The following is a 26,852-nucleotide window of genomic DNA, read 5'->3' on the forward strand; positions in this document are numbered from 1 at the left end:
TGAGACATCTGGAGAAATGGCAGAGCGGTCGAATGCGGCAGTCTTGAAAACTGTTGAGGGTCATACCTCCGGGGGTTCGAATCCCTCTTTCTCCGCATTAACCCTTATAATCGTAAGATTGTAAGGGTTTTGTTTTTTATAGATATTATTATTATATCTGAACTATACTATTTATAGATCTAATATGAATGGTATTATAAACTCCTTCTTTCTTATATATAACATTAGGTATCGTGTTTATTTTCTTCTTTACGTATTGTATCCTTTAAAATACAAATACTCCACTTTCTTAGTTTTGGTATGATTAACTAAATCTATATTTTAATTGTAAACATAATTTTTGAGATTGATTCAATATACCCATTATTGGGTATTGTATTAAAAATATTACTAAACTAAGTTTATAGCTTCATATTAAGGGATGTTAATATCGTAGAATTTATGGTAACTATTCTATGTATTCTTTTTTAGTTTGTTTTGTTATTCTATTCAATAGAGCTTTTTTATTGATTTATAGAGTGTGTAATATTAATCGTGTACATATGTTTAAAATAAAACTTCTTATCAGCTTTTTGTTTTTAATTACAACGAGTCTTTGCTTTGCTCAGAATAAAATTTCTGTTAATATTTCTGGTGAGGAAACGGCTAATAGTGGGACGTACACGTATACTGCTAATGTAGAATTTAGGTTTGCAACAGAAGGCTTGTTAGTAGATGTTATAGTGTATAGAAAAGTTACTAATTTTAAAATTACATCTTACAAATACAACGGTATTAATGCAACAGAAGTAGGGGTTTCATTTCCTATCCGTATAGATAATTTTACACGTAAAGCCACGGCTGATATTCAGTTTTATAAGGGAGTTACTACTTATACGGCAAAAAACCTTCAGCCTAATGGATCAGATTATTTGTCACAATCTCAATTGAGTAGTTTGTTTAATACTTTTGGTATTGACCCTAATAAAAGAGATTGTATTACTTGTGATGCTATTAGTGAAGTTAAAAAACTAGGTATTAGAGCATATAATACAAAATTAGAAAGTGTTGAGTATTTAGATCAATTTTCTCGTATAAATGATGAGATAAGTGACTTAATAAAAGCGAAAGCACAAGCTAAAATAGATAAAGAAAAAATTACATCTTTAAAAAATGAAATTAATGCGTTAGGTACTAGTAATGAGGATTTAATAAATAAAAAATCACTTTATAATACGTTAGATATATTAGATAAAAATAACAGCTATAGCAATCAGATTTCAAATATTGATACCCAAATGAAACGGGAGTTAGAAGTTGAGAATAGCGAAAAATTAGCACAAGAACAAAAAAATAAAGTAGCTGAAAAGATTAAAATTACAGATAACAAAAGGCAAAGCGAAGTTGCACGTTTAAATAATTTAAGACAACAACAACAGTTAGAGTTAGAACAAAAAAAAGCAGAATTTCAACGTAAGCAACAAGAGCAATATCAGAAAATTCAGGCTCAAATTGCCGAAAATAAAAGAAAAAGTGAAGCTATAAATCAAGCAGCAGATGAAACAGGTGAGCAATGGGCAAATGGCAATTATATAGAAGGTAGTAAACACCTAATGAATGAATTTGCAAAACAGGGTAATAAAGATGGTGTGATAGCTACAGCAGCTGTTGGAGTTGGTTTAGAAATTTTTAGTGCTATAGCAAAAAATAAGGAAGCAAAAAGAATAGCAGAACAAAAGCGACAGGCAGAATTACAAAGGCAAAGAGAAATTCAAAGAAAACAAGAAGCAGCGTTAAAAGCACAAAAACAAGAGTTTTATAGTTTGGCTAATACTATTAAACAACAAAAAAATGCTATTTTAAAGAAACGTAAATCCATAGCTGATACTCGTACAAGTTATGAGTTAACTTATGATGTAAAGACTCAAAATCATGAACCTATATATTTTTATTTTATTGAAATTAAACAAGGTTATGATAATTATAACGAAAATATTCACTTTCCTAATACTATAGAAGTTGATATACATGAAAGTCCAAAAGTGGTATTTTCTCCAATTATTGCTGTACATCCTAAAAGCAATGGAGAATTTGATTTTCTAAAAAATATCCTTTCTGATATTGAATCTAAATTCCATACAAATCCTACGTCTACATATATTGTTTACAATTGGGAGTCTAATTATGATCTTATAGATCAACATTATAATCGGAATATACAACTGGTTTCTAACTCTTATTTTGAATTGATTTTTCCAGATGACTTACTAATTGATTTAAATAATAAAAAGAATCAAATAACAGGTATAAGTTATTGGGGAGATAAGAATAAAGAGCATGTTTCAGATTTTAAAGATGAAGCTGGTAATTTAAATTATTGGAAAGAGGAAGATCAGAAACAAGAAGAAACCAGTGAGGAGTTGAAACCAATAAAGGATAATAAAGCAACTAATTATTGGGGTAAAGTCATAAAAGTTAAAAAAGAAGAGCAAAACTAACCAAATATAAACTTGAAACTATTGTCATGAGATTTATTAAAAACACATTACTATTATTAATTTTATTTAGCGCTAATATTTCAATTTCACAGAATATGAATATTGCTAAAGGTTATTATAACAAAGCCAAAGAATCTTATGCTACAAATAGCTTTACCAAATCACTTGAATATATAGAAAGCACAAAAAAAGAGTTAGGTAACACAAATCCAGACATAACTTATTTAGAAGTTTTAGTAAGGTTTAAAATTGATAAAAAAGACAGTCTTATTAAATCTTTATCTTATATGTTTCTTGAAAATGCAGATCAAAGTGATGATAGAATAGAAGAAGTGAGTCTTATAGTTATAGAGCACGAAGAAATAATAAATAATGAGCTTGCTATTAAGCAGAGAATGTATAATACAGCTATAACTAATGGTAGTGTAGATCAAATTAGAGCATATATTAATAAGTATCCTAAGTCAGAAGAGGTTGGTCGTGTTAAATTGGCTTTAGAAGAAAAAGAGACTCAATATTATAATACAGCATTAAAAATGGATACGGTAAAGTATTATGAAGATTATTTAGATCTGTTTCCAAGAGGTGTTTATAAAGTTCAGGTTAATAGTAAATTAAATATAGCGAAAGAAGTTGAATCTTATAATAAAGTTAAAACGAGTAGTAGTATAGATTTTATAGAAGGACATTTAAAGATTTACCCACAATCTGAGCATAAAGAAGAAATCTTAGAACGATTAGAAGCTTTAATGATAAATGAAGCTAATACCGAATTTAAAAATGAGAGTAACCTTCTAGCTCAAAGAAGTTATAATGATTATTTGAGAAAATTTCCTGAAGGAAAGCATGTTCAAACAACTAATGATAATCTTGATATAATTCAAAAAAGAATAGATAAACAAAACAGAATTGATAATATAACTTCTGCAAATTATTTTATGCTTACTTATGCTACTGATGAAACCTATGGGATACAATTTGGTAAGCTGAGTCAGAATAAAGTCGGAACGTATCTTAATTTAAGTGGTAATGAATCTGTTTCAAAATTAAAATTTTCTGCTGATCAAGAAGCCGATTCAGTGGGGCAAAGTATATCTGTATTCGAAGAGTCAATACTTAAAGCTAGTTTTGGATTAACTGTTAAAATAGTAAATCCAATTTGGGTTTATGGTGGAGGAGGTCTAAAGTATAGGGAGTTTTTTTTTGAAGATGAGGGATGGGAAATAAAAGACTTAAAAGGATTCTTGTTTTATTATGAAACAGGTATTCAAATTAAGATAGGTAAAGCTTTAGCTTTAAAAGGAGGAGCATCATTTATTGATGGAGAAACATATATTCAAGCGGGAATTGGTATTCTTACTCGAAATTGGTAATCTTATTTGATTAAACGGACTATTCTAAAAAGTGCGTTAGTTCAAAACATTAGGGTTAAGTTATTTTTATGGCTTAATCCTGATGTTTTAATTTAACTAAAAATTGATTTAATATAATTCTCTTAGTACTGATATGTAATTAATCGTTGTTTTAATCAATGTAAATCTTTAATTAGCGATTTAGAATAGTTAATAAATATCTTTTAGGGAACGATACTAAATCCTGTATTTATCTCTCTTAAATATAGCTAATAGCTCGCTTAGAGTTCTATTTATTTGTTATTTGCTTTTTTGTATACTCTTATCAAATTAAACATCAGCGCACAAAGAATAACCCATATAAATCCAGCAATAAAACCTCCAATAATATCTGAAGGAAAGTGTACACCAAGGTATATACGGCTTATTCCTATACTGATTATAATTGAAATCAATAATGTAATTATAATTGATTTTAATATTAGATTAATTTTAAAATGAAAGAAGAGGTATATCAAAAACCCATAAAAAGCCATTGCAGCCATAGCATGTCCGCTAGGATAGCTAAGTGTTTCTACGGTGACTAAATGTTCTTGATTTGGTCTTGATCTATTTATTATTCTTTTAAGGATTAAATTTGAGCTTAAAGCTAAGGACATAACAACAATGAGTTGAATAACATATTGCCAACTCTTAAAAATCATGAGAAATGTTATTATACAGAGTATAAAAGCAATTAAATAACCGTATACATCTCCTATATCAGTTATAAAAACAAAGTATTTTGTAAGTGTAGGAGTTCTATAAGAATGTATATATTCTATTACGTTGGTGTCAAATTGGGCTAACGTTGTCGTTTTTAAGTTCTCGGTTAATTCAATAAATAAATTTATTCCACCAACTACAATAAGTATTGCTATTAATGAAATAGTTAAATAAGGTAATCTAACATTGTATTTCTTTAATAAGCTAACTAATGACTTTAAGTATTTACTTATTATTAATTTAATTTCATTTTGCATGATTTTTAAAAACTAGCTAGAAACAAACTGTATTTATAGAATTACAGTTTGTTTATGATTTTTGGTTTATATAGTGTCTAGAATACGTTCTAAAGCCATACCTCTAGACCCTTTAATTAATACTGAGGTATTGTTAAGTTGAAGTGATTTTAGTAGCTCTTTTAGATCTTCAAATCTTCGAAATTTATGAAGAGAACTTTTTGTATTAGTATCGTAGAAGTTATTACCGATGATATAAATATTTTCATCAAAATTCAATGTTATAAAATCTACAATTGACTGATGTTCTTTTGCTGCTTCAGTACCTAATTCAAACATATCACCTAAAAATAAGTATTTATTTTTGGCATCCAATTGTTTAAAATTTTTAAGTGCCGCTAACATACTTGTTGGATTAGCATTGTATGCATCTAAAATAATTTGAGTAGTTCCTTTATTAATAATTTCAGATCGGTTGTTATCTGGTTGGTAATTTTCTATACCTTTTTTTATGTTTTCAGAACTTACTTTAAAATGTTTTCCAATAGCGACTGCTACGGCGATATTTCCGTAGTTATAATCACCTATGAGTTGACTTTTTATTTGAAGGTCATTGTAAACTAAAGTAACATATGGTTTTGCTTCTTTAAATGTAACAATACAATCATTTTTTTCTCCGTTACCAAATTTTATGATTTTAGAGTATGCTCCAATTTGTTTGATTTGTTTGTTATCATCAGTATTAATGAAAGCTATTTTTTTATTAGATATTATATAATTGTATAATTCTGATTTAGCTTTTACAACACCTTCAACACTTCCAAAACCTTCTAAATGTGCTTTGCCAAAATTGGTTATTAAACCATAGTCTGGTAATGCTATGTTGCATAAAAATTCAATTTCGTTTAGGTGATTAGCTCCCATTTCTACAATTCCGAAATCTAGATCTTCTGTGAAACTTAGTAGGGTTAGTGGAACTCCAATGTGGTTATTTAAATTACCTACAGTAGCTTTTACCTTGTAGGTTGTTTTTAAAACGGTATTGATTAATTCTTTTGTTGTTGTTTTTCCATTACTTCCTGTTAGGGATATAATTGCTATACCTATTTTTTTTCTATGAAAAGTAGCGAGTTCTTGTAGTGTAGATAGTACATCTTTTACAAGTATACAGTTGTCGTTAATTTTGTATTCAATATTATCTATAATACAATATTTAGCGCCACCGTCAAATGCTTTTTGTACAAACTGATTACCATCAAAATTATCTCCTTTAAGCGCGAAATACATACAGTTTTGCTGTAGTTTTCTAGTGTCTGTAGATGCAATAGTACAGGTTTTGAAATTATTGTATATCTCGTCTATTTTCATGTGTTTATAGTTAAAATTTTGTCTGCCTGAGTTATGCTTTCTATTACCGTTTTAGTGTCATTCACACGTCTTTTTTAGACAGGCTAGTTTTGAGGTATAAAAATAAAAAAGTCCTGATATAATTATCAGGACTTTTTTAAATATTATTTAAAGTTTATTAGTGACTTCTTTTTCCTCCTTGTTCACTTTTAGAACCTACTCTAGAAACAGCACATCTAAAACCAATATAGTCAGTAGCCATATCTTGTGGGAAATAACGGCGTTGAGCTGGGTCAATCCAGTATGCTCTATCTCTCCAAGAACCACCTTTGTAAACTCTTACTTCATCATTAATTAAAGATGTTCTACTGTCAGATTGATCATATTCTCTGATCATTTTTCCTTCTGTTGTATCTACTTCAACTCTATGTTTAGGTGAGTTATACATTTTACTAGTTTCTTGTTTTGTCCCTTCAGTTTCGTCAAAACTTTCTCTGTAGTAACGAGAAGAGCTTTTGTCTCCATCTCTAAAGTTTCTGTTATCACTTTGACTAAAATTAGTTCTTAAATAAGTTTCTTCTTCATCAACAGGAACTCTAGCAATTTCACCTGGTAAATCTCTAGCTACAATTTTACCATTACTTAATGTATCGTAAACAATATCATCAACAGTTACAATTTTCACTGTTCCGTCTTCGTTAATTGCATTTTTAGTGTATACGTTACCTCTATAGTAGTTGAAGTCATTAAATTCATCATCAACTATAGGTCTGTAAACATCGGCAACCCATTCTGCAACATTACCAGCCATATCGTATAAACCGTAATCGTTAGGTTCGTAAGTTTTAACTTCTGCAGTAATATCAGCTCCATCATCAGACCAACCTGCAATCCCACCATAATCACCTTTACCTTGCTTAAAGTTTGCTAATTGATCTCCACGATTTACACGTTTTCCAGATCTTGTATATTGTCCATCCCATGGGTATTTTTTACGACCTCTATAAACATTATAGCTACGTAATTCACTCATTCCTAAAGCTGCATACTCCCATTCAGCTTCGGTAGGAAGTCTGTATTTTACAGGGATTAATCCAGATTCTCTATTAGCGTAAGTGTTAATAGGGTTTCCTTCTGCATCTGTTTGTGGTCTTCTTTGTCCTCCTTCTAATACTTCAGTATTACCACCATATGTTTGTGATGGTGCATTAATATAAGTATCAGTGTTGAATGTGCTTTCTGCACTTACATCAGTGTATTGTGCATCTCTTTTAATATAACCAGCTTCTTGTAAAGACAATTCTGCTACACGGTCAGTTCTCCAATTTGCATATTCTACAGCCTGAATCCAACTAACACCTACAACAGGATAGTTAGCATAACCTGGATGACGTAAATAGTTTTCGGTCATCATTTCGTTATAACCTAATCTGTTTCTCCAAACTAAAGTATCAGGAAGTGCTCCTTTGTATATTAAAGCATAATTTGGATCATCTGGTGGGTAAACATTTTTCAAATAATCTAAATAAAACAAATAGTTTACGTTAGTAACTTCTGTTTCATCCATATAAAATGATTGAATATGCTGTTGATTTGGAGTATTGTTCCAATCGTGCATTGGGTCATCTTGTACTTTTCCCATTGTAAATGTTCCACCTTCAACAAAAGAAGTTCCAGGAGGCGTTTCTTGTTCTTTGAATTGGGTATTGTACTGAAAACCACCTTCTCGGGCGTTTATTTTCCAGCCTGTGGCACTATCTACATTGCCAGAATTAGAAGAACGGTTGCAGCTCAATATTGAAGTACAAATCGTTATTGCTATTAAAAATTTTAGGTTTGACACATGTTTCATATCCATACGTTTAAATAAGCTCGTTTAATTTTAGAGTCGCAATATAACAATTAAAGGTAAACTGACAACTTTTTTTTTTATCTAAATTAAAAAAAGTATGCATTTTAACCTTTTTATCGTGCAGGATATCGGATATTTTACAATTTACCGATAGTTTTTGCTCAATAATAACGAGGAAAGAAATGATTTATTGTTGTATTTTTGGAATAAAAATTACGTGGTCATAATATCGTGCTTTAAAAGTCGTTATTATTTAGTGAAATTACAGGTACCGTTGTCGTTATGATTATATCCTGATGGTTTTATTTGAGACTAAAACTGAAATGAATAAATGAAAAATTGCTATTTAATCTCTTTACTCTTATTTGGTATGCTTTGTTTTGGGCAACAAAAACAATTCAATATTAATTGGGGAGAAAATAAAATTCTTGAAACTGTTTATAATAAAATTGAAGTTCCTGCTTTTGATGATGATCATTTCAGTTATGACGATAATTATGGGTTAAAGTATTTTGCACAATGGGAAAGTGCATCTGGTCAAATTGATCAAAATTCTGTAACACTCTTTAATGTTACTTATGAAACTATTTCTTCTTCAGAATTAAAAAATTTAAATCCCAATCTTATTCCTAGTTCTCCTAAGTATGGGTTATATAATATTAATGCAAGAGGTGAATTATCAAACTATTTTGAAATAAGTCCTATTATTAAGGATAGAGGGGTTTATAAAAAAATCACAACATTTACTATTCTTTATAATTCATTATCTGGCCGTTCTGCTAACACTGTAATGGGGGTAAATGATATTACCAATTCTGTTTTAAGCTCTGGTCAATGGTATCGTTTTTATATTGAAGAATCTGGAGTTTTTAAGTTGTCTAAAAGTTTTTTAAGCAATTTAGGAATCAACACAAATTCTATAGACCCAAGGACCATTAAAATTTTTGGAAATGGAGGAAGGATGTTGCCATTAGAGAATTCTGAGAATTATCCTTTTGATGTTGTTGAGAATGCAATAAAATTTGTAGGTGAAGATGATGGTAGTTTTGATAGTTCAGATTACATTCTTTTTTATGGTGAAGGACCTAAGACTTATAGTGAAGAAAGTGATACGAATTTAAATTTATACACTGATAAAACTTATTACTACGTAAATATAGGTTCTGGAAATGGAAAGCGTATTCTTTCTATGCCCGAAATTACTGCAGCTGCTGATATTGAAATTACAACATTTCAGGATTATCAATTTTATGAAGTTGATGATTATAACCTTGCAAAATTAGGTCGTCGTTGGTTTGGTGATGATTTTGATATAGAAAACCAACGTACTTACGAATTTGAATTTCCAAATTTAGTAACCAGTTCCCCAGTAGACTTTAGTATTGCTATTGGTTCTGTTTCAGAGTTACCAACCACCATGGGAATTACAATTAATGGCAATTTAGCTACTACAATGTCTTTAGGAGTTATAACGCCAGGCTCTGTTTTAGGAACTGCTGTGTCTTATAATAGTCAGCAAAACATAAATACAGATGTTGTTACGGTTACTTTTGATTATAATAATAGCGGTAATCCTTCTGCAAATGCTTATTTAGATTATATCAACATTGAAGCGACTAGAAATTTAATATACGATAGCAAACAATTAGTTTTTAAAAATAAAGATGTAATTACTACACCTGGTGTTGCAGAGTATACTTTAACCAATGCTAGTCAAGTTGAAGAAATTTGGGATATCACAGATCGCTTTAATGTGAGTAATGTTATAAATTCAGATAACTCGAGTACTATGACTTTTAAGGCTCAGTCTGGTGAAGAAAGGTCTTATTTAGCCTTTTCTAATTCAAATGTGTTCACCCCTAAAACTGATTCTAGAACTGTAGTTTCAAATCAGAATTTAAAAGGAACAATATTTACGAATAGTCAAGGGCAATTTGAAGATGTTGATTATATCATTTTAGCTCCATCTCAATTTGTAACACAAGCAGAACGTTTAGCTCAAATTAATAGAGATCAGTACAGTCTTAACGTAAAAGTAATTGATTTGCAAACTGTTTATAATGAGTTCAGCACCGGTAGTCAGGATATTGCAGCTTTAAGAAATTTTATTAAATATGTATATGATAATGCTAGCGAACCGAGCAAGCGGTTAAAATACCTTTGTTTATTTGGTGATGGCTCTTATGATTATAAAGATAGAGTTTCTAATAATACCAATTTAGTCCCTGCATGGTATACCAATGAAAGTTTTAGTTTAACAAGCTCGTTTGTTTCAGATGATTTTTATGCCATGTTAGATGATAACGAAGGGAGTATGGCTATTAGTGATCGTATGGATGTTGCTGTAGGTCGAATTTTAGCCGAAAATGTACAGCGTGCTACTGAAATGGTGGATAAGATTATTTCTTATTACCAACCTGAATCTTATGGCAGTTGGAGAAATAATATTTTACTGATCTCAGATGATGTTGATGAAGCTTGGGAAGCTAGATTAGAGCAAACTACAGATGAATTAGGGACTACTATAGATGACGAAAAACCATTTTTTAATGTTGTAAAAATTCATTCAGATGCATTTGAACAAGAATCTTCATCTGCAGGGAATAGATATCCAGAAGTTAACGAGGCCATTAAGGATGCTATTGAAGTAGGAGCGCTAGTTGTTAATTATTTTGGGCACGGAGGAGAAGATGGACTTGCTACAGAACGGATTTTTGATAAGTTTGATTCTCAGGAAGTTAATAATATATGTAAGTATAATTTGTTTATAACAGTAACCTGTGAGTATACTAAATTTGATGACCCAAGTAGAGAAACTGCAGGAGAATTTACTTTTTGGAATAAAAACGGTGGTGCTGTAGGTTTAATAACTACAACGCGACAAATAATTGTTTCTGTGGGTGAGGCGCTTAATGAAGTGTTAGATGATTATTTATTCGCATTTGGGTCTAGTGACTATGTTTCTATGGCAGAAGCGCTGAGATTAACAAAAATTGATAATAATATTGTTGGTTCTAGTCAAAAAAGATTAGTATTCTTTATCGGTGATCCTGCTATGAAATTAGCAATTGCTCAGCCAGACATTAAATTAACTAAAGTAAATGACGTAGAGATTACCCAGTCTATAGATACACTAAAAGCTTTAAGTTATACAAAACTAGCAGGTGAAGTTGTTGATACAAGCGGAAATTTATTATCTAATTATAATGGAGTATTAACAGCAACGGTTTTTGATAAATTAATAGAACGACAAACTTTAGGGAATGATGCAATTAGAGATACAAACAATGAGCTTATAACAATGGATTTTACAACCTTGGGTGAAGTTATTTTTAAAGGTCAGGCAAGTGTTGTTAATGGGCAGTTTGAATTCGATTTTATTGTACCAAGAGATATCGGTATTCCTATAGGTAGTGGTAAGGTGAGTTTTTATGCGCAAACCGATAATCCAACTTCGGATCAGGCAGGATCAAATTTTGATATTCAAATAGGGGGTATTAATGAAGATGCACCCGAAGATAACCTGGGGCCAATCATTAATTTGTATATGAATGATGAAAATTTTGTTTCAGGAGGTATAACAAATGAGTCTCCTACTTTTCTTGTAAAGCTTCAAGATAATAACGGAATTAATACAGCAAGTGGAATTGGTCATGATATTACAGCAATTATAGATGGAGACGAAACAAACCCTGTGGTTTTAAATAATTATTATCAAGCTAATATAGACGATTATACTAACGGAGCGGTAAGTTATCCTTTTAGAGATTTAGAGCCAGGTTTGCATACTTTAACTTTAAAAGCTTGGGATGTTTATAATAATTCTTCAACAGCAGAAATTCAGTTTATGGTTTTCGACGAAGATGAAGAGTTGGTTATTAATAACGTTTTAAATTACCCTAATCCTTTTGTGAGTTATACCGAGTTTTGGTTTAATCACAATAGTTCAGACCCATTAGATATCTCTGTGCAGATATTTACGGTTTCAGGAAAATTAGTAAGAACATTAAATGGACAAACCAATTCAGATGAGTGTTGCTATAATGGCTCTTCTTCATTATCTAGAGATATTGTATGGGATGGAAGAGATGATTTTGGAGACAAAATAGGAAAAGGTGTATATGTCTATAAACTAAAAGTTAAATCTAACCGTTTAAATAAACAAGTTGAAAAAATTCAAAAACTTGTCATACTATAATATTAAATTATATTTGCTATCGGATTAATTTTACTCATAGAGTATTAATATTTCAAAAACTTAACATGAAAAAATATTTTATAGCCTTAATGGCTTTTGCTACAATTAGTAATGCTTTTGCTCAAGATGGTACTGTTATATTACCTAACTCTACAGACAGTAGAGTAATTACTACGGGTTTACCTTTTATGCTTATTGCTCCAGATGCCAGATCTGCTTCGTTAGGAGATATGGGAGTTGCGACTTCTGTTGATGGGTTTTCTCAACAATACAATCCAGCTAAATATGTGTTTTCAGAAACAAAACAAGGCGTAAGTTTAGCTTACACACCTTATTTAACAAAATTGGTTAATGATATCTCGTTAAGTTATGTGACTTACTTTAACAGAATAAATGAATATAGTGCTTTTTCTGCAAGTCTTAAATATTTTTCATTAGGTGAAATTGTTTTAACACAAGATGCTAGTGATCCAGGTGTAGCTGTAAAACCTAATGAATACGCAATAGATGCTGCATACTCATTACGATTAGGGAGGCAGTTTTCTATGGCAGTAGGCTTACGTTATATGCGTTCTGCTCTTAGACTTAGTCAAGTAGATCCTAATGCTAGTCCAGGAAGTACGTTTGGTGCAGATATTACAGGGTATTATCAAAGTGAAGAAGAAGCTTATAATGATTATAATGGAAGATGGAGGGTCGGTTTTGCAATTCAAAATTTAGGACCAAAATTTAAGTACGATGATGGAGGACAAGATGTGTTCCAACCTACAAATCTAAGATTAGGTGCTGGTTTCGATTTTATCTTTGATCAATACAGTAAATTAGCTGTTACAGCTGAAGTTTCTAAGTATTTAGTACCAACACCTCCTATTTATGGAAATGAATACAATTATGATGATGATAACGGTAACGGTGTTTATGATGATGGAGAAGAATATAGTAGTCCTATAAGTAATGATGATATTATTATAGATGGCCAAGACCCAGATGTAGGTTTCATGACAGGTGTTTTTCAATCTTTTAGTGATGCTCCAGGAGGTTTGAGTGAAGAGTTAAGGGAATTTACTTGGGCTTTAAGTGCTGAGTATACTTACCAAGAGAATTTTTCATTTAGAACAGGTTATTTTAATGAAGCAGATGATAAAGGGGCGCGTAAGTTTTTTGCGCTTGGTGCAGGTTTTAAATACACTACAGTTAACATAGATTTATCATATTTATTCTCAGCTTCAAAAGTAGCGAGTCCATTAGAAAATACATTGCGTTTCTCTTTAACGTTTAATTTTGGTGATGGTGAATATAGAGAGTATTAAATTATTTAATTAAAATGATCTTTAAATTCAATCACCAGGTGTAATATTAGAAGTCTTTTTAATTAAGAAGTAATAAAATAAATTATATAAAAAAAACTATTGTTTAGCTAACAATAGTTTTTTTGTCTCAACTAATTTGTGGAATATGAAGGAAGTTAAAATAGAAACGACATTAGAGGTTTATACAAATATTAATGAGCTTTCTAGTGATATACAGGTATTAATGAATGCTGCAATAGAAGCAAGAGATAATGCTTACGCACCTTATTCTAAATTTAATGTCGGTGCAGCTATTTTATTAGACAATAATGAAGTAGTGATAGGTAGTAATCAAGAAAACGCCTGTTTTCCTTCAGGGCTATGCGCAGAGCGTACAGCTATTTATTATGCAGGAGCTAAATATCCAAAAGCTAAGATGTTAAAGATGGCAATAACCGCATCTTCACAAAATCAATTAACGGATAAGCCTATTCCTCCTTGCGGAGCCTGTAGACAAACTATCGCTGAGTACGAAATTAAACAAAATCAGCCTATAGAAATCTATTTTATGGGTGTTGAAGGTAAGGTGGTGAAATCTCACTCTTTAGCCAACTTATTACCTCTTCTTTTTGAAAGTTCAGTATTATAGTGTTTTCGTTGAAAAAAAGTTAAAAATCTCTTGTTTTTTTATCACATAGTGTTTCTTCATTATCATCTAAAGTGTTATTTTTGTTATACTATTTAAAGTTTAATAGAACACATCAAGAAATGCAAAAAATAACCAAAGAAGTTTACCTAAAGTGGTATGAGGACATGTTGTTCTGGCGTAAGTTTGAAGACAAGCTTGCAGCTGTTTATATTCAACAAAAAGTTAGAGGATTCCTTCATTTGTATAACGGGCAAGAAGCTATTTTAGCTGGAGCTTTACATGCAATGGATTTAACAAAGGATAAGATGATTACTGCTTACCGTAATCACGTTCAACCTATTGGTATGGGGGTGGATCCAAAAAGAGTAATGGCTGAATTGTTTGGGAAAGCAACTGGAACATCTCAAGGTTTAGGTGGTTCAATGCACATTTTCTCTAAAGAGCACCGTTTCTTTGGTGGGCATGGTATTGTTGGAGGACAAATTCCTTTGGGTGCTGGTATTGCTTTTGGTGATAAATATCACGGTAGCGATGCTGTAACACTTTGTTGTTTCGGTGATGGTGCTGCTAGACAAGGATCTTTACACGAGTCATTTAACCTTGCAATGTTATGGAATTTACCAGTAGTATTTGTTTGTGAAAACAACGGATACGCAATGGGAACTTCAGTTGCACGTACAGCAAATCATACAGACATTTGGAAACTAGGTCTTGGATATGATATGCCTTGTGGTCCAGTTGATGGAATGAATCCAATAAAAGTAGCAGAAGCATTTGATGAAGCAATTCAACGTGCTAGAACAGGTGGCGGACCTTCTTTCTTAGAAGTAAAAACTTACCGTTATAGAGGTCACTCTATGTCAGATGCACAGCATTATAGAACAAAAGACGAAGTTGCTGAATACAAGAAAATTGATCCTATTACGCAAGTAAAAGATATTATTCTTGAAAATAATTATGCTTCTGAAGCTGATTTAAAAGCGATTGATAAAGACGTTAAAAAACGTGTTTCTGAATGTGAGAAATTTGCAGACGAATCTCCATACCCAGACAAGAACGTAATGTACGATGTTGTATATGAACAAGAAGATTACCCATTTATAGATCACAAAATTAAGTAAACTATGGCAGAAGTAATAAATATGCCGCGTTTGAGCGACACCATGGAGGAAGGAACAGTAGCCTCTTGGTTAAAAAAAGTTGGAGATAAAGTAGAAGAAGGAGATATTTTAGCCGAAATAGAAACAGATAAAGCTACAATGGAGTTTGAGTCTTTTAATGAAGGTACTCTATTACATATAGGTTTACAAGAAGGTGAAACTGCTAAAGTAGATTCACTTTTGGCTATTATTGGAGAAGAAGGTGAAGATATTTCTGCTTTAATTAGTGGTGGTAGTGCATCTGCAGTAGCTGAAGAAGCGCCTGCTGAGGCACCAGTTGCTGAAGCGTCTGCTCCTGCTGCAAGTGCTGAAGTTCCTGAAGGAGTAATAGTTGTTACCATGCCACGTTTAAGTGATACAATGGAAGAAGGAACTGTTGCTACTTGGTTGAAAAAAGTTGGTGATGAGGTTGAAGAAGGAGATATTTTAGCCGAAATTGAAACCGATAAAGCTACTATGGAATTTGAATCATTCCAATCAGGTAACTTATTATATATTGGTTTAGAAGAAGGTGAATCTGCAAAAGTAGATTCATTATTAGCGATTATTGGCCCAGCAGGAACTGATGTTTCAGCTGTTGCTAGTGGTTTTGGTTCTGCACCTGCTGCCGCTCCTGCAAAAAAAGAAGCGCCTAAAGCTGCTGCACCAAAAGCAGAAGCACCTAAGGCTGCACCTGCTCCTAAAGCTGCTGCGCCAGTAGCAACGCCAAAAGTATCTAGTGATGGTGGACGTTTATTCGTTTCTCCATTAGCTAAGAAAATGGCTGAAGAAAAAGGATTTAACATTGCAGATATTCCTGGATCAGGAGAAAATGGACGTGTCGTTAAGCGTGATGTTGAAAACTTTACACCTAAAGCTGCTGCACCTGCTGCCGCTGCCGGAGTTTCTACACCAGCTTCTGAAGAGAGTTTTGTAGAAATTAAAAACTCTAACATGCGTAAGGCTATCGCTAAAAATTTAGCAAAATCTAAATTTACAGCACCTCACTATTATTTAAATGTTGAGTTTGATATGGATAACGCAATTGCTTTCCGTAAGGAAGTAAATGCTATTCCTGATACTAAAGTATCATTTAATGATATCGTAGTTAAAGCTTGTGCTATGGCGTTAAAATTACATCCACAAGTCAACTCTCAATGGTTTGATGATAGAATGAAATTAAACAACCATGTACATATTGGAGTTGCTGTTGCTGTAGAAGATGGTCTTCTTGTACCAGTTGTTAAATTTGCTGATCAACGTAAATTGACTCAAATTGGTGCTGCTGTAAAAGAATATGCAATCAAAGCCAAAACTAAAAAACTATCTTTAGAAGAAATGGAAGGTAGTACTTTTACGATTTCTAACTTAGGTATGTTTGGTATTGATACATTTACATCTATTATTAACCAACCTAATTCAGCAATACTTTCTGTTGGAGCAATTGTTCAAAAACCAGTTGTTAAAGATGGTGAGATTGTAGTTGGTAATACAATGAAACTTTGTTTAGCTGCCGATCACAGAACGATTGATGGTGCTACAGGTGCTCAATTCCTTCAAACATTAAAAGGATTTATTGAAAACCCTATTTCAATGTTATTGTAATATAAATATTCAACTCTAAGTTTATTTTAGAGTCTATATAATTTAATCCTGATTTGATAATTTTTCGAATCAGGATTTTTTATCTTTAAGCCTTATCTAAAAATATAATATGAAGAAATTATTACTTATTCTTTTAATCGCATTAGTTTATTCTTGTTCATTTCAACTTAAAGGGAAAAATGGTGAGCCTGGTAAGGATGGTGTGTCACAAATACCTAAAATTACGAGTGCTTCTATTAAGGCTAGTATGGAATATTTAGCTTCAGATGAATTAGAAGGAAGAGCAACAGGAAGTAAGGGTATTGAGAAAGCAGCAGTCTTTATTGAGAATTATTTAAAGTCTAATGCTATTAAACCTTATTTTAAAACATATCGAGATTCCTTCAAATTAAATGATTTAGAAGCTTATAATATTGTAGGTGTTATTGAAGGAAATGACCCAATACTTAAAAATGAATATATTATTCTTGGTGGTCATTACGATCATATAGGTTTTGGTAAAACAGTAGAAGGAGATTCTATAGCTAATGGAGCTAATGATGATGCGTCAGGTACTATTGCGGCGATGGAATTAGGAAGATATTTTGCTGCGACTAAAACTAATAAGCGCAGTATTTTAATAACATTGTATGACGGAGAAGAACTAGGTCTTAAAGGGTCTGCACATTTAGCAGCACGTTTAAAAGGTGAAGGATTTAATGCATACACTATGATTAATTTTGAAATGATTGGTGTACCTAGGGCTGAAGGTGAAATAATGGCTTATATGAGTGGTTTTGAAAACTCTAATTATGCCGCTAAGTTGAATGAATATGCTAATGAAGAAATTATTGGTTTTTTTGATAAAGCGCAGCAAATGCAATTGTTTAGAAGATCCGATAACTTTCCGTTTTATCAAGAGTTAAATATTCCTGCTCATGCTATTTCTACTTTCGATTTTACAAATTTTGATTATTATCATCATGTAGATGATGAGGCTGATAAAATGGATTATGATCATATGGCTAGTTTTATTAATAAGATGATACCTGCATTAGAAGGTATAATGAATGCACCAACAAAAGAAGTGATTTTAAAAGATGAGTAAAAATATAATTATAACAGGAACGAGCCGTGGTATTGGATTTGAATTAGTTAAACTATTGGCTAAAGAGGGACATAATGTTTTGGCATTATCCCGAAATGAAAAACCAATATCAAATCTTAAAATTAATAATGTATCGTCTTTTGCTTTTGATTTATGTAACGAAGAAGATTACCAAAAAGTAACAGATTTTATTAATAAGGAGTGGGAGCAAGTCGATATTTTAATTAATAACGCAGGAGCTATAATTAATAAGCCTTTTGCTGAAACAACGTTTCAAGACTTCACTAAAGTATATCAAACAAATGTTTTTGGTGTTTCAGAATTAACAAGAACAGTTTTACCACATATGAAAAGTGATGGCCATGTTGTTACTGTAAGTTCTATGGGAGGTATTCAGGGGAGTATGAAATTTCCAGGTTTGGCAGCTTATAGTTCTAGCAAAGGAGCGGTAATTACAATGACAGAATTGTTGGCCGAAGAATATAAAGAAACAGGACCTCAGTTTAATGTTTTAGCACTTGGAGCTGTACAAACTGAAATGCTAGAAGAAGCTTTTCCGGGATATATAGCTTCTACTACACCAGTAGAAATGGCTGATTATATTCAGAATTTTGCATTGACAGGAAATAAATATTATAACGGTAAAGTTTTACAGGTTTCTAATTCTACACCTTAATATAGGAGGTTTATAATTTGATAGATTTAACCAAGCTTCATTTTTTTTAGAATAATAACTTGTTCAATTAATTATAAGACGTTTAAATAATCATATTATAAATCTTCAAATCGTTTTAATTTATTCTGGGTTGTAATTAATTCAGATTTTAAATCCTCAATTTTATTCAATAGGTTAAAAACCGTATCAATACCTTCAAAATTAAGTTGAAGTTCTTGATGTAAACGTATCATTTTTTCTATATCTGCTATTTTATCTTGATGAATGCAATATGTTTTTTCAACCGAAATTAATTCAATTAGTCCATAATCATTTAGCGCATTAAAAAATGACATTTCTAATTTGTAATGTGTACATAAACTAGGTAGTGGTATTAAATCTGTAGTCTCCATAGCTATTGTAATTTTGCGAGTTCTTCAAAAAGTTCTTTCTCTTTATCAGATAGTTTTTTTGGTAATTGAACATTGTAAGTAATATATAAATCACCAAATTCTCCGTCTTTTTTGTATTTAGGAAACCCTTTGCCTTTTAACTTAACCTGTGTACCATTTTGTGTTAACGGTTTTAGGTTTAATTTTACTTTACCATCAAAAGTATCTACGGTAATATCTTCGCCTAAAACAGCTTTATATAAATTAAGATCAACATTTTTATAGAGATTAGCACCATCGCGTTTAAAATCGGTGTTATTTATAATATTAAATTCAATTAGTAGATCTCCATTTGGTCCTCCATTTACACCTTCTCCACCTTTGCCTTTAATTCTTATAATTTGTCCGTGAATAACTCCCGCAGGGATTGTTAATCTTATACTTTTTCCATTTACGGTTAATACACGTTTTTCAGTTGTGTAAACATCTTTTAAATTGAGCTGAAGCTGAGCATTAAAATCTTGACCTCTAAATTTTACATTTCCACGACTTTGGCTGCGTCCTCCTCCAAACATAGATTCAAAGAAATCAGAATATTCTCCATCATCAAAATTGCTAGAGTTAGAGCGGCGTTGATTGCGTTGATGAGATTGTCTAGCTTGTTCTTCAGCTTCACCATGTTGCCAATTTTCTCCGTATTGGTCATATTTTTTTCGATTTTCATCATGACTCAATACTTCATTAGCTTCATTAACTTTCTTAAATCTTAATTCCGCTTCTTTATCATTAGGATTTAAATCAGGATGGTGTTTTCGTGCTAATTTTCGATATGCTTTTTTAATATCGCTTTTGGAAGCATTTTTATCTACACCGAGTACTTTATAATAGTCTATAAATGCCATAATTTTAAATCTAAAATGTAGGTTAATTAAATTAATTGCCTACAGCTAAGTTAGCTGTTTTTCAGGTTAATGTCAAGGTATATGCTGTTAAGATAAATACAATAATTTAGGCTTTTGTTTTGATTAATAATGACATATTACTTATCAAATAAAAAATTAATTGTTGATCTCTTAATATGAATTTAGACTGCTGTTTTTTAATTGTGATTAACTTTGTATTTTTAAGTTGTATGATATCTGTTTTGAGTTTTTTAAAGTTTGATTAAAAGAATTTAATAGTAATTATTTAACGCTTATTTTTGCAGCAATGCAAACACCACTTTTAAATTATATTCCTGAGGGGGCACAACCTTTAGTTACTGAACTTTTGGCTATTGATAATTTGATAGTTAAAGTGAAGAAGGAGCGTAAAACACGACATGGTGATTATAGAGGATTACCAAACGGAAAGCATCAAATTACAATTAATTCTAATTTAAATTGTTATCGGTTTTTAATTACATTAATTCATGAAATCGCACATTTTGAAGCTTATAAAACTTATGGTAGGCTTATTAAGCCACACGGAAAAGAATGGAAACACACTTTTCAGCATTTAATGTTACCGTTTTTAAGGCCCGAAGTTTTTCCTTTAGAGTTATTGCCACTTTTAGCTAATCATTTTAAAAATCCTAAGGCATCTAGCGATACAGATACTCAATTGGCTTTAGCTTTAAAGCAATTTAATGAAGACAATGATAAAACCTATGTTTTTGAAGTGCTTTTAAATCAAAGTTTTAAACTAGATAATGGAAGAGTTTTTAAAAGAGGAAATAAAAGAAGAAAACGATTTGAATGCGTAGAAGTTAACACAGGAAAATTATATTTGTTTAACCCAAATGCAGAAGTAGAAACCCTAGATTAAAAAAATAATGAATAATAAAAAATCAAATTATTATGCCATCCTTATGGCCGGAGGTGTAGGTTCAAGATTTTGGCCAGTGAGTACTCAAGATTTTCCAAAGCAGTTTCATGATATGCTTGGAACTGGGGATACTTTAATTCAAAAAACATTTAATCGTTTAGCGCAATTAATACCTGAAGAAAATATCTTCATATTAACTAATGAGCGTTACAATGATCTTGTTTTTGAGCAATTACCTCAAGTTACAAAAAGACAAGTTGTATTAGAGCCTGCAATGCGTAATACAGCACCTTGTATTTTATATGCGTCTTTAAAAATTCAGAAAGAAAATAAAGATGCTGTAATGATTGTAGCACCAAGTGATCATTGGATTGAAGATGAACAAGCATTTTCTGATAACGTAAAAACAGCTTTTGATTATTGCGAATCTAACGATGCGTTAATGACTTTAGGTATTACGCCAACATTTCCAAATACAGGTTATGGTTATATTGAATATGATAAATCTTCAATTACCGAAATAAAATCAGTAAATCAGTTTAGAGAAAAACCAGACTATAAAACGGCAAAGTCTTTTATTGATCAAGGAAATTTTCTGTGGAATGCAGGTATTTTTATGTGGAGTGCAAAATCTGTTATTTCTGCTTTTAAAAATAATCAGCCAGAGTTATTTCAATTATTCGAAAGTGGTTTTAGTACTTATAACACAGAACTTGAAGAAGAGTTTATAAAAGAGAATTATAAAAAAGCAGAAAACATTTCAGTTGATTACGCATTGATGGAGAAGAGTACTAATGTTTTTGTTATTCCAGCAACTTTTGATTGGAATGACCTTGGAACATGGGGAAGCCTCTATGATAAATTAGATAAAGACGATAGTGATAATGCTGTTGTTAATGCCAAAACTTTATTAGAGGATTCTAGTGGAAATATGATTCGTTCTAAGAAAGGTAAAGTTGTGGTTATCGACGGTTTAAAAGATTATATTGTTGTAGATAAAGAAGAAGTTTTACTTATCTTTCCAAAAGCCAAAGAGCAAGATATTAAAAAAGTACTTCAAAATGTGAAAGCTAAATTTGGTGAACAATACGGGTAATCAATTGTTGAAGCTATCAAATAAATACAAGATATCTAAAACCAGTTTTTTTTAAAACTATGAGCGACGAACATAAATTTAATTTTTCAGAAGAAGAAAAACAAGAGCAAGAAAAACAAAAGCACGAGCAGAAGCAAATTGATAAGGATAAGGCCGTGGAAGAAAAGAAAAAGGCTGTAAAGGAAGATGCACAAGGTTTATTTGCTAGTGTTAAGACTTTTCTACATGAATTACTTGATTTTAGAGAAGATACAGATCGAGATGCTACAATAGATGCTATTAAGGCAGATATACCTTTTAAAGGTGCTACAGCTTGGATTTTGGTCTGCTCTATTTTTGTGGCTTCCATTGGTCTTAATGCAGATTCTACTGCTGTAGTGATTGGGGCCATGTTAATTTCGCCATTAATGGGGCCTATTTTAGGCATCGGAATGTCTATCGCTATAAATGATATTGACACCTTAAGAAAATCACTTATCAACTTAGCTACCATGATTGTGTTAAGTTTATTAACGGCATTTTTATTCTTTTGGCTATTTCCTCTTAGTGAAGATACTAATGAACTAATGGGACGTATACGTCCAGATATTCGAGATGTACTTATTGCATTCTTTGGAGGTTTAGCATTGATAATAGCTCGAACAAAAAAAGGAACTATAGCTTCTGTTATTTTTGGTGTTGCAATTGCTACAGCTTTAATGCCTCCATTGTGTACTGCTGGTTATGGACTTGCTATAGGGAATTGGGAATATTTTGGTGGCGCCATGTTTTTGTTTACCATCAATACCATATTTATAGCTTTAGCAACATTTTTGGTGTTAAAAATATTACGTTTTCCAATGCTTAAATATGCAAATTCGGCGAAACGTAAACGTATTTCTAGGATTGCTATGGGCGTTGCTATTATTGTAATGATTCCTGCGGTATGGACATTTTTAACGGTGCTTCAGGAGAGTAAATATCAAAGAGATTTTGATGACTTTGTTAAAAATGAAATAGAAAGTAATTCTAATCTGTGGTACCAAAAAAGAGAAAATGATTTAAATATTGATACTAAGACTATGAATTTACATTTTAATGGAGATGTGAGTGATGAGATGATCACAGATTTACAAAATGAAAAAAAGAAAGGATATGAAAATCTTAAGGATTTTGAATTAATTATCAATGCTAATAAAACAAGAAGTGCTGATCGTTTAATGGAATCTTTAGATAGAGCTTATGCTGATTTAGATCGAAAGGATAATGTGATTGATGGTCTTCAAAAAGAAATTGAAGAATTGAAATCTAATATTTCAAACTTAAACAAGGTTGTTGAGTCTAAAAATACAGGTCATAATCTAGTTTCGTTTACTTCATTGTCTCGTGATGCTAAAATTAAATTTAACGATTTAGAGTCTTTTGGTTATGCTAAAATGTTAGAGTCTAAAGATTTTATAAATATTGATACTATTACCATTGCTAATGTAAGATGGAGAGTTAAACTGTCTGATAGTCTTGTATATATTAAGGAAAGAGATTTACAAAAATGGCTTAAACGTGAGCTTAAAGTAGATACCGTATTTATTAAAAGAAATTAATAGTATAAAGTTAAATGTAATTTAGAGTGCTATTTATTTAGCATCTTCTTCAAGATACATTTTACGTACCTTTCTAAATAACTCAGAAGAATAAACGAAGTCAGTAACGGCTTCGTTTTCTGTTTTAAAAATAGTTTCGTTAGAGCCTTCCCATTCTAATAATCCATCTTTAAGGAAAACTATCTTTTTTCCAATTTCCATTACAGAGTTCATATCGTGTGTATTAATAACAGTAGTGATATCAAATTCTTCTGTAATTTCTTTAATTAAATTATCAATTACAATAGCTGTTTTAGGATCTAATCCAGAGTTTGGTTCATCACAAAATAAAAACTTAGGTCTGTTTACTATAGCTCTTGCAATAGCAACACGTTTTTGCATACCACCAGATGCTTCACTAGGTTTCTTATCATGTGCATTATCTAAATTAACACGTTTTAAAACAATATTTACACGATCTTCCATTTCACTCTTACTCTGTTTGGTAAACATCCTAAGAGGGAACATTACGTTTTCGGCAATAGTCATAGAGTCAAATAACGCACTACCTTGAAAAACCATTCCCATTTCAGAACGTAGGTTTGTTTTTTCATTACGAGATAGTTTACTGAAATTTTTACCCTCATAGCAAATAGATCCTTCTTCATAATCAAATAATCCAAGGAGGCATTTTAAAAAAACGGTCTTACCAGATCCACTCTGACCAATAATTAAATTTGTCTTTCCTTTATCAAAAGAAGTTGTAATTCCTTTTAAAATATGTGAGTCTCCAAAAGATTTCTGTAGGTCTTTAACTTCTATCATAATTATCCTAATAATAAACTGGTTAGTAAAAAATTAACCATAATAATCATAACGCTAGTCCAAACGAATGATGTTGTGCTGGCTTTACCAACTTCTAAGGCTCCACCTTTCATAAAATAACCATAATAAGAAGGAATGGTTGCGAGTAGAAAAGCAAATACCAAGGTTTTTAAAAATGCATATATAAAATGAAATGGAATAAAATCTAACTGAACGCCTTCTATGTAATCTTCCATTGTTCCATAACCGCCGTATACACATGCCATAAGTCCTCCTAATATTCCTAAAAACATAGCAATAGAGATGACAAAAGGATAAAGTGTTAAAGCTATAAATTTAGGAAAAACAAGATAGTTAATTCCGTTAATACCCATAACTTCTAATGCATCAATTTGTTCTGTAACACGCATAGTTCCTATGCTTGATGTAATAAAAGAACCAACTTTACCAGCCATAATTATAGATATAAATGTCGGCGCAAATTCTAGTATTATAGATTGGCGTGTTGCAAAACCCACTAGATATTTTGGCATTAGTGGACTCGTCATATTTAGTGAAGTTTGTATGGCTACAACGCCTCCAACAAAAAATGAAATAAATGCTACAATACCAAGAGAACCTATGATGAGATCATCAATGTCTTTCAGTATTAAAGGTTTCATCACGGACCACTTAGTAGGGCGGCGAAAAATGTCCTTTATCATTATAAAATAGGCACCAATATTATGTAGGTAAGTCATGTTTAATTTTATTAATGCTAAAGTATAAAAAAGGATTAGTTAATAATGTTAATTTAATCTAAGATAGTTTAAAAATTGTATTTTTGAACTTCAATTTAATGTATTATTACTAATGAAAAATATCTTCACCTTAGCAGCTGCATTAGCTATATTTATCTCGTGTGGTGCTCAAAGTACAACTACAAATTCTAAAAGCCAAACTACAAGTTTAGAAATTAATGAAAGGCCAAAATTAGTTGTAGGTATTGTTGTCGACCAGATGCGTTACGACTATTTAACACGTTTTCAATCTAGATTTGGTGACGGAGGATTTAACCGTATGATAAGTGAAGGTTTCAATTGTAAAAACAATCACTTTAATTATGTGCCAACTTATACAGGTCCTGGTCATACTTCTGTATACACGGGTACAACTCCCAAAATACACGGTATAATTGCTAATAATTGGTACGATAAAGAAGCTAAAGAAATGGTGTATTGTGCTGGTGATGATAATGTAACTTCTGTTGGTACAGAAGATGCAGCAGGTAAAATGTCACCACATAGAATGCAAACAACTACTTTTGGAGATGAAAATAGATTGTTTACACAAATGAAAGGTAAAACTATTGGTATTTCATTAAAGGATAGAGGTGCTATTTTACCAGCAGGTCATACTGCAAATGCAGCTTATTGGTTTCATGGTAAAGATGAAGGAGCTTGGATTACGAGTTCTTTTTATATGAATGAATTACCACAATGGGTTAAAGATTTCAATAAATCTAAAAGTGCAAAATCTTACTTAAAAGAATGGAATACATTATATGATATTTCAACATATACAGAAAGTGGATCTGATGAAAATACATTTGAAGGTGGTTTTAAAGGAAAAGATAAAGCAACATTTCCTTATGATTTAAAAAAGTTAAGTAAAGACAATAGAGGTTTTGATATTTTGAAAGCAACACCTTATGGTAATAGTTTAACTACAGATTTTGCAATTGCGGCAATTAAAGGAGAAAATTTAGGTGAAGATCTAGTTACAGATGTACTTGCTGTTAGTTATTCTGCAACAGATTATGTAGGTCATAATTTTGGCGTTAACTCTAAAGAAGTTGAAGATACTTATTTGCGTTTAGATAAAGATTTAGAGCGTTTATTTAATTATTTAGATGCTAATGTTGGAAAAGGGGAATATACTGTTTTTCTTACGGCAGATCATGGAGCTGTTGATGTACCAGCTTATTTAGAGTCTGTTAAAGTTCCTGCAGGTTACGTAGATAATAAAGATAGAAAAGCAAGATTTAATGTTTTTTTAAATGCTACGTACGGTACAGAGTCTATTGTAGAGAACATTAGTAACAATCAGATCTTTTTAGACAGAGCTAAAGTTAAAGAATTAGGTTTAAAATTAAGTGATGTTCAAGATGCTATTGCAATGGAGCAATTAAGTTATCCAAATATCTCTAAAGTTTATACAGCAACAACAATGAGTACAACTAGTTTCCCTGTAGGAGTGGAGGAGCTTATTGAAAATGGATTTAACCAAAAACGTTCGGGAGATGTAATTTTAGTAAATGATATCTCATTTATCTCATATGGAAAAACAGGTTCTACTCATGGTAGTAGCTCTAATTATGATACACACGTTCCATTGTTGTTTTTTGGAAAAGGAATTAAGCATGGTGAAACATTTAATAAAACTATAATTCCAGATATTGCACCTACTATGTCAGCATTGTTAGGTATTAGTTTTCCTAACGGAGCAACAGGTCAACCTTTAGGATTTGTGATTGATTAATTT

20 protein-coding genes and 1 tRNA gene are annotated in these 26,852 nt (G+C 31.4%); 14 read left to right on the forward strand and 7 right to left on the reverse strand.

Annotated elements, in window-relative coordinates:
- Window positions 1-10 precede the first annotated feature (10 nt).
- From H0I32_RS11330 to H0I32_RS11340, 3 genes are all read left to right on the forward strand, one after another.
- Window positions 11-95 (forward strand) — tRNA-Ser (locus H0I32_RS11330).
- A 447-nt stretch (window positions 96-542) separates the two neighbouring features.
- Window positions 543-2,477, forward strand: coding sequence for a cell envelope integrity protein TolA (locus H0I32_RS11335; protein WP_179313630.1), 1,935 nt, complete (start codon window positions 543-545; stop codon window positions 2,475-2,477).
- Between the two features lie 26 nt (window positions 2,478-2,503).
- Window positions 2,504-3,850, forward strand: a complete 1,347-nt coding sequence (locus H0I32_RS11340) for a hypothetical protein (RefSeq protein WP_173587789.1) — start codon at window positions 2,504-2,506, stop codon at window positions 3,848-3,850.
- Between the two features lie 272 nt (window positions 3,851-4,122).
- Here the strand turns inward: H0I32_RS11340 and H0I32_RS11345 are convergent, their stop codons facing one another.
- From H0I32_RS11345 to gldJ, 3 genes are all read right to left on the reverse strand, one after another.
- The gene (locus H0I32_RS11345) at window positions 4,123-4,851 is read right to left on the reverse strand and encodes a phosphatase PAP2 family protein (protein ID WP_179313631.1); all 729 of its coding nucleotides are present in this window, start codon (window positions 4,849-4,851) and stop codon (window positions 4,123-4,125) included.
- A 66-nt stretch (window positions 4,852-4,917) separates the two neighbouring features.
- Window positions 4,918-6,198, reverse strand: a complete 1,281-nt coding sequence (locus H0I32_RS11350) for a UDP-N-acetylmuramoyl-tripeptide--D-alanyl-D-alanine ligase (protein ID WP_179313632.1) — start codon at window positions 6,196-6,198, stop codon at window positions 4,918-4,920.
- 157 nt (window positions 6,199-6,355) lie between these two features.
- Window positions 6,356-8,035, reverse strand: coding sequence for a gliding motility lipoprotein GldJ (gene gldJ, locus H0I32_RS11355; protein WP_173587792.1), 1,680 nt, complete (start codon window positions 8,033-8,035; stop codon window positions 6,356-6,358).
- A gap of 325 nt (window positions 8,036-8,360) precedes the next feature.
- Between gldJ and porU the strand changes: the two genes are divergently transcribed.
- The 7 genes from porU (at window position 8,361) to H0I32_RS11390 (ending at window position 18,672) form a co-directional block, all read left to right on the forward strand.
- Complete coding sequence (gene porU / locus H0I32_RS11360) at window positions 8,361-12,227, forward strand: type IX secretion system sortase PorU (RefSeq protein WP_179313633.1); 3,867 nt, start codon at window positions 8,361-8,363, stop codon at window positions 12,225-12,227.
- Between the two features lie 65 nt (window positions 12,228-12,292).
- Window positions 12,293-13,537 (forward strand): type IX secretion system outer membrane channel protein PorV, encoded by a 1,245-nt coding sequence (gene porV, locus H0I32_RS11365; protein WP_179313634.1) that lies wholly within the window; start codon window positions 12,293-12,295, stop codon window positions 13,535-13,537.
- A 145-nt stretch (window positions 13,538-13,682) separates the two neighbouring features.
- Complete coding sequence (cdd, locus tag H0I32_RS11370) at window positions 13,683-14,165, forward strand: cytidine deaminase (protein WP_173587795.1); 483 nt, start codon at window positions 13,683-13,685, stop codon at window positions 14,163-14,165.
- A gap of 119 nt (window positions 14,166-14,284) precedes the next feature.
- Window positions 14,285-15,286: a pyruvate dehydrogenase (acetyl-transferring) E1 component subunit alpha gene (gene pdhA / locus H0I32_RS11375; RefSeq protein ID WP_173587796.1), complete on the forward strand. Its 1,002-nt coding sequence runs from the start codon at window positions 14,285-14,287 to the stop codon at window positions 15,284-15,286.
- 3 nt (window positions 15,287-15,289) lie between these two features.
- On the forward strand, window positions 15,290-16,909 hold the full coding sequence (locus H0I32_RS11380; protein WP_179313635.1) for a dihydrolipoamide acetyltransferase family protein: 1,620 nt from the start codon (window positions 15,290-15,292) through the stop codon (window positions 16,907-16,909).
- A gap of 109 nt (window positions 16,910-17,018) precedes the next feature.
- Window positions 17,019-17,996, forward strand: coding sequence for a M28 family metallopeptidase (locus H0I32_RS11385; protein ID WP_173587798.1), 978 nt, complete (start codon window positions 17,019-17,021; stop codon window positions 17,994-17,996).
- Entirely contained in the window at window positions 17,989-18,672 is a 684-nt protein-coding gene (locus H0I32_RS11390; RefSeq protein WP_179313636.1) for an SDR family NAD(P)-dependent oxidoreductase, read from the forward strand. The genes H0I32_RS11385 and H0I32_RS11390 overlap by 8 nt, the downstream gene beginning before the upstream one ends.
- Window positions 18,673-18,767: 95 nt before the next feature.
- On the opposite strand, the gene H0I32_RS11395 is transcribed toward H0I32_RS11390, so the two are convergent.
- Both H0I32_RS11395 and H0I32_RS11400 read right to left on the reverse strand, forming a co-directional pair.
- On the reverse strand, window positions 18,768-19,064 hold the full coding sequence (locus H0I32_RS11395; RefSeq protein ID WP_173587800.1) for a chaperone modulator CbpM: 297 nt from the start codon (window positions 19,062-19,064) through the stop codon (window positions 18,768-18,770).
- A 2-nt stretch (window positions 19,065-19,066) separates the two neighbouring features.
- Window positions 19,067-19,945 carry a DnaJ C-terminal domain-containing protein gene (locus tag H0I32_RS11400; protein ID WP_173587801.1) on the reverse strand — a complete coding sequence of 293 codons (879 nt, stop codon included), beginning with the start codon at window positions 19,943-19,945 and terminating at the stop codon, window positions 19,067-19,069.
- 307 nt (window positions 19,946-20,252) lie between these two features.
- Here H0I32_RS11400 and H0I32_RS11405 point away from each other — a divergent pair, with 307 nt between their 5' ends.
- Genes H0I32_RS11405 through H0I32_RS11415 form a run of 3 tightly spaced genes read left to right on the forward strand, consistent with a single transcriptional unit; the run spans window position 20,253 to window position 23,525 of the window.
- Window positions 20,253-20,849 carry a SprT-like domain-containing protein gene (locus H0I32_RS11405; protein ID WP_173587802.1) on the forward strand — a complete coding sequence of 199 codons (597 nt, stop codon included), beginning with the start codon at window positions 20,253-20,255 and terminating at the stop codon, window positions 20,847-20,849.
- Between the two features lie 7 nt (window positions 20,850-20,856).
- On the forward strand, window positions 20,857-21,945 hold the full coding sequence (locus tag H0I32_RS11410; protein WP_179313637.1) for a mannose-1-phosphate guanylyltransferase: 1,089 nt from the start codon (window positions 20,857-20,859) through the stop codon (window positions 21,943-21,945).
- Window positions 21,946-22,004: 59 nt separating this feature from the next.
- Window positions 22,005-23,525: a DUF389 domain-containing protein gene (locus tag H0I32_RS11415; protein ID WP_179313638.1), complete on the forward strand. Its 1,521-nt coding sequence runs from the start codon at window positions 22,005-22,007 to the stop codon at window positions 23,523-23,525.
- 33 nt (window positions 23,526-23,558) lie between these two features.
- On the opposite strand, the gene H0I32_RS11420 is transcribed toward H0I32_RS11415, so the two are convergent.
- Together H0I32_RS11420 and H0I32_RS11425 are read right to left on the reverse strand one after the other, a co-directional pair.
- Window positions 23,559-24,329, reverse strand: a complete 771-nt coding sequence (locus tag H0I32_RS11420) for an ABC transporter ATP-binding protein (protein WP_173587805.1) — start codon at window positions 24,327-24,329, stop codon at window positions 23,559-23,561.
- Between the two features lie 2 nt (window positions 24,330-24,331).
- Window positions 24,332-25,069: an MlaE family ABC transporter permease gene (locus H0I32_RS11425; RefSeq protein WP_173587806.1), complete on the reverse strand. Its 738-nt coding sequence runs from the start codon at window positions 25,067-25,069 to the stop codon at window positions 24,332-24,334.
- A 112-nt stretch (window positions 25,070-25,181) separates the two neighbouring features.
- On the opposite strand from H0I32_RS11425, the gene pafA reads away from it, so the two are divergent.
- Entirely contained in the window at window positions 25,182-26,849 is a 1,668-nt protein-coding gene (gene pafA, locus H0I32_RS11430; protein WP_179313639.1) for an alkaline phosphatase PafA, read from the forward strand.
- Window positions 26,850-26,852 lie beyond the last annotated feature (3 nt).

Source organism: Winogradskyella sp. HaHa_3_26 (assembly GCF_019278425.1).
In the GTDB taxonomy this organism is placed as follows: domain Bacteria; phylum Bacteroidota; class Bacteroidia; order Flavobacteriales; family Flavobacteriaceae; genus Winogradskyella; species Winogradskyella undariae.